A 5,186-nucleotide genomic window follows, 5' to 3' on the forward strand; every position below is an offset into this window, starting at 1 on the left:
CAATTAGATATGTGTTTTTATTCTGAATGAAATGTCAGTGTAAACAATTAACTGTATTGTAGCTGCTAACATCACCATTAATTCAATTAAGGTAAAACCCTGTTGCTTATTCATTTGTCACTCTCCTTGTGTGTGAGAAAACAAGGCAAGGGTGCAACTTTTTAATTGATGGCAACAGGGGCATTACATTGATTTGCGAAGCAGGCTGTCGAATATTTAGGTTGTTACAGTGAAATCACAGATAACTTCGGCGATGCTCGCAAAAACAGAATTAGAGTCTGCTAATGGCTATCATCGGCCGAAGATAATTTGGTAGGCTTATTTAAATCGCATGGACAGGTCTAAAGCTGTCACGTGTTTTGTTAGTGCACCGACTGAGATGAAATCAATACTGGTTTCGGCATAGCTTCGCAGTGTTTCTAGCGTAACGTTGCCAGAAACTTCCAGTTGAGCACTCTCTTGGGTCTTGGCCAACTCATTACGCATGTGCACAGCATCACGCATCATTGGGATGGTAAAATTATCCAACATAATGATATCGGCGCCAGCGGTTAATGCTTGTTGCAATTCATCAAGGGATTCAACTTCAACTTCGACGGGAACATCGGAATGAATCCAAAATGCTTTAGCAACCGCTTCTTTGATAGAACCAGCAGCAATAATGTGATTTTCCTTGATAAGGAAAGCATCAGATAAGCCGAGTCGATGATTATTACCGCCACCGCAGAGGACGGCATATTTTAAGGCGGTACGCAGCCCTGGCAAGGTTTTCCTGGTATCGAGTAATTGCGTATGCAACCCAGAGAGCTCCGCCACATAACGGCTGACCTCGGTAGCGACACCGGATAAGGTTTGCAAGAAATTAAGTGCGGTGCGTTCACCGGTAAGTAGGATACGGGCAGGGCCAGTCAGATGGCAAAGTGTCTGATTAGCTATCAACTTGTCTCCATCGTTGACTAACCATTCAACTGTCACTTGGGCACCAAGTTGAATAAACACTTCATTTAGCCAGCGCTGACCACAAAAGATACCAGCTTCGCGCGTAATAATCGTGGCATTAGCCTGTTTATCTGCTGGGAGTAATTGTGCGGTGAGGTCGCGATCTGCATTAACCTCACCACCCAGGTCTTCGCTCAAAGCTTGGGCAACAGTGAAAGGGATATCACATTGAATTCGTTCCAATAGCTCGGCACGGCGGCTGTCGGCATTATAGCTGCGGGTCGGCATATAAAACTCCGAAATGGCGGATAGATAATAGTTCAAACATGCTACTCTGTTGCTGGCTGAAGTGCCATAAAAGAGCCAGTTGAAGTGTACTATTAGGGGGCTTAGATAAACAATGCAGTTAGAAAATGGCTGGATTTTAGGGGTTAAACGGGTCGTTTCTCCCCATTTTGATCAACGGCCAGAATGCGAGGTACCTTCGCTGCTGGTAATTCATAATATCAGTTTGCCCCCTGGTGAATTTGGTGGCCCCTATATCGATCAGCTTTTCACTGGCACACTAAATGCCGATGAACATCCTTATTTTGCTGATATTGTTCACTTGCGAGTTTCAGCCCACTGTCTGATTCGTCGTGATGGTGAAATTATTCAATATGTTCCGTTTGATCAACGCGCTTGGCATGCTGGAGTCTCAAGCTTTGGCGGGCGTGAGCGGTGTAACGATTTTTCTATTGGGATCGAGCTGGAAGGAACGGATATGTTACCGTTTACGCCCGCACAATATCGGAGTTTGAATGAGATAAGTGTGCTGTTATTTGCTCATTATCCGATAACTGTTGATCGGGTGACGGGCCATAGTGACATTGCGCCACAACGTAAAACCGACCCTGGCCCCGCTTTTGATTGGGCTTTGTATCAGCAGAGTTTGGTGAAGTTAACATCGCCATCGTGATGCTGGTCAGTCTTCACCACAGGTTTGTTGTCGAGCAGCTCAGCTGCTTGTTGCCTGGTTTTATAGTGTGGTTTATACATGCCGGGAGGCATATGCCCTGTTTCCAGGGCTGGTTAAGTGCAAAGGGAGAATAAGAGCTAATGACACTGTTTACGCTGTTGCTGGTGCTAGCATGGGAGCGCTTGTTTAAACTCGGCGAACATTGGCAGTTAGACCACCGCCTTGAAGTCGTATTCACGCGTTTACACCGTTTTTCGTTGGCACAAACTATTTTGCTGACTGCCGTGTGGATGGCCTTGGTATGGCTGATTTTGCAGTTAGTGCAGAATATCTTGTTTGGTTTCCCCCTGTTGTTGATTTGGATTCTGATTTGCCTGCTATGCATTGGTGCCGGGGGGATTCGTAAACACTATCGAGCCTACCTTAAAGCTGCGCGCCAAAATGATGCCCATGCCACCGATAAAATGGCAGAAGAGTTAGCATTAATCCATGGTTTACCCATGGATAGCGGAGAGAAAGCTCGCTTACAATCCCTACAAAATGCCTTGTTGTGGATAAACTTCCGTTACTATTTAGCGCCTATCTTCTGGTTTGTTGTGTGTGTTAACTATGGTCCCGTGGCGCTAGCAGGTTATGCGATGTTACGCGGATACCAAACCTGGTTAGCCCGACACCATACGCCTTTACAGCGTTCTCAATCTGGTATTGATCGTCTGTTACATTGGCTGGACTGGATACCTGTGCGGTTGGTGGGCGCGGCATATGCCTTGTTGGGGCACGGCGAAAGAGCATTACCAGCTTGGTTTGCCTCATTAGGTGATTTCAGAACTCAGCAGTATCAGGTTCTGACCCAATTAGCGCAGTACTCTTTGGCTCGTGAGCCTCATTTAGACCCAGTACAGACGCCAAGGTCTGCGGTCTCGTTAGCACGAAAAGTGACACTAACGGTGATTGTAGTCGTGGCTTTACTGACCATTTATGGTGCACTAGTTTAGTTTTCTGATTTATGGCACTGGCCGGAGAGTTTGTGCCCGGCCAGTGCGGTCTTAACGAAATATGATTAATTAGCCCGCATACCTCACCCCCATCTCATATCTGATCTTTTCCTTCACTAATTAGTTCTATATTCATGGATATTCTCTCCGTTATGGATCAAAAACAGTCATTGAAGATGGATTATTGCTGTTCAATCGGGGAGATATCAGAAGTTAATGGTTATAGAGATGGACAAATGTACCATCGCCATCAAAGTCTGAACCAGACGGCAAAAAAGAGACGTGACAAATTCAATACATAAGTAATATCAAACTGTTCATTATCTGGTTTGTACTGTTGGGGGGAGCAGCACTATAGGATCAGTGGGTTATGGAAGATGGCGGGTCAGTCGAACACGGTTTTGTTAAACAATAAAATAAACGGGTCAGCGCTGTAGCTGACCCGTTAGCTATGATGTCGTCAGATTCTCGAGAGAAATCTGCTATGTTCTGCTATCAGGATTTGGCGCGTTGGTTACGATTTTTTAGGATGTAACCAATAGCTAGTAGCAATACCCAAGCTGGAATTAATAGCACAGAAATCTGGATACCCGGTGTCAGATACATAATGACCAAAATGCCGGTGAGGAACAGCAAGCACAGGTAGTTGCTGAACGGATACCAGAAGGCTTTGAACTGTGGGATCACGCCTTGGCGGTTTTTAGCGGCACGGAATTTAAGGTGCGCAAGGCTAATCATCGCCCAGTTGATCACCAGCGCCGATACTACCAGTGCCATCAGTAATTCGAAGGCTCGGCCTGGGATCAGATAGTTAATCAGCACGCAGAAAGCGGTGGCAAATGCAGAGACGGCGATAGCAATAACAGGTACCCCGCGACCATCGACTTTTAGCAGCATTTTCGGGCCGTTGCCTTGTTTGGCTAAACCAAACAACATGCGGCTGTTACAGTAAACACAACTGTTATAGACCGACAATGCTGCTGTCAGTACCACGATATTCAATACAGTTGCGACCACATTGCTGTTCAGTGCATGGAAGATCAGTACAAATGGACTACCGCCTTCGACCACTTTTCCCCACGGGTAGAGTGATAATAAGATTGCCAGAGAACCAATATAGAACAGCAAGATACGGTAGATAACCTGATTGGTTGCTTTGGGGATGCTTTGGGCTGGGTTTTCGGCTTCTGCAGCGGTAATCCCGACTAACTCAAGGCCACCGAAGGAGAACATGATCACCGCCATTGCCATAACCAAGCCCATGACACCGTTAGGGAAGAAGCCGCCTTGTGCCCACAAGTTAGTCACAGTGGCTTCCGGGCCGCCTTGCCCGCTAAGTAGTAACCATCCACCGAACAGAATCATTGCAATGATAGCGACCACTTTAATGATGGCGAACCAAAACTCCATTTCACCATACACTTTGACATTCGCCAGGTTGATGGCATTGATAGCTAAGAAGAATACTGCCGCTGACACCCATGTTGGGATCTCCGGCCACCAATATTGTACATAGATACCTACGGCGGTCAGTTCGGCCATCGCCACTAACACATACAGTACCCAGTAGTTCCAACCGGAAGCGAAACCGGCAAAGTTCCCCCAATATTTGTAAGCAAAGTGGCTAAAAGAACCCGCGACTGGTTCTTCGACTACCATTTCTCCTAACTGGCGCATAATCAGAAACGCGATAAAGCCGCCGATTGCATACCCCAGTAGCACTGAAGGCCCCGCCATTTGAATGGTTTGCGCGATACCAAGGAATAATCCGGTACCAATTGCGCCACCTAAGGCAATAAGCTGTATGTGGCGGTTTTTAAGCCCCCGCTTTAGCTCTGCACCTTCCTGTTGAACACTCATTGTTGCATCCTCTGTCGTTGTCACTTTTAGCGGGCAAACCCGTCATCTTTCAAACTGCAAATATATTGGCTGTACTCGTTACTCAGCCCATCCTTGGAATAATCTGTTACCGCCTTCCCGCAACTTGAAATCTATTGGGTATAAATAGGTGCCGTTTGCTATGCGTAAGGTTTTGATTACATTATTTGTATTATTTTGTTTACGGTGGCTTTTATGGGAATTTTCTCTTTAGGCTACCGTTTAAAAGAGAATAGTGGTAGGCGAGAATTATTGCATCTGCTTTTTATTTTAATCGGTGAAGTTTTAGCCAAAACAGCAAGAAAAATGTTGATGCGTGATCAAGCTGTTGTTTTGAGGAAAAGCAGGAATGTGCTTTTTTGGGTTGAAAAGCCACCAGTAAGCCATTTTTATAATGGTCATACCAGTTTTAAGGC

At 45.9% G+C, this 5,186-nt stretch carries 6 protein-coding genes; 3 read left to right on the forward strand and 3 right to left on the reverse strand.

The features are described from left to right. Window positions 1–3: 3 nt before the first annotated feature. Together V1952_RS19905 and nadC are read right to left on the reverse strand one after the other, a co-directional pair. The gene (locus V1952_RS19905; protein WP_420075387.1) at window positions 4–114 is read right to left on the reverse strand and encodes a prepilin-type N-terminal cleavage/methylation domain-containing protein; all 111 of its coding nucleotides are present in this window, start codon (window positions 112–114) and stop codon (window positions 4–6) included. A 204-nt stretch (window positions 115–318) separates the two neighbouring features. Next, window positions 319–1,227 (reverse strand): carboxylating nicotinate-nucleotide diphosphorylase, encoded by a 909-nt coding sequence (gene nadC, locus V1952_RS19910; RefSeq protein WP_420075388.1) that lies wholly within the window; start codon window positions 1,225–1,227, stop codon window positions 319–321. A 112-nt stretch (window positions 1,228–1,339) separates the two neighbouring features. Between nadC and ampD the strand changes: the two genes are divergently transcribed. Together ampD and ampE are read left to right on the forward strand one after the other, a co-directional pair. Continuing rightward, window positions 1,340–1,897 (forward strand): 1,6-anhydro-N-acetylmuramyl-L-alanine amidase AmpD, encoded by a 558-nt coding sequence (gene ampD, locus V1952_RS19915; protein WP_372558016.1) that lies wholly within the window; start codon window positions 1,340–1,342, stop codon window positions 1,895–1,897. Between the two features lie 140 nt (window positions 1,898–2,037). Then, window positions 2,038–2,892, forward strand: a complete 855-nt coding sequence (gene ampE, locus V1952_RS19920) for a beta-lactamase regulator AmpE (RefSeq protein ID WP_372558017.1) — start codon at window positions 2,038–2,040, stop codon at window positions 2,890–2,892. Window positions 2,893–3,387: 495 nt separating this feature from the next. Here ampE and V1952_RS19925 read toward each other — a convergent pair whose 3' ends face one another. Beyond that, a complete protein-coding gene (locus V1952_RS19925) occupies window positions 3,388–4,752 on the reverse strand; it encodes an amino acid permease (protein ID WP_083160490.1) in 1,365 nt (454 codons plus the stop codon). Window positions 4,753–4,965: 213 nt separating this feature from the next. On the opposite strand from V1952_RS19925, the gene V1952_RS19930 reads away from it, so the two are divergent. Further along, on the forward strand, window positions 4,966–5,186 hold a 221-nt coding region (locus V1952_RS19930), incomplete at its 3' end, for a hypothetical protein (protein WP_420075389.1).

The sequence above is a fragment of the Yersinia sp. 2542 StPb PI genome, assembly GCF_048593855.1.
In the GTDB taxonomy this organism is placed as follows: domain Bacteria; phylum Pseudomonadota; class Gammaproteobacteria; order Enterobacterales; family Enterobacteriaceae; genus Yersinia; species Yersinia enterocolitica_E.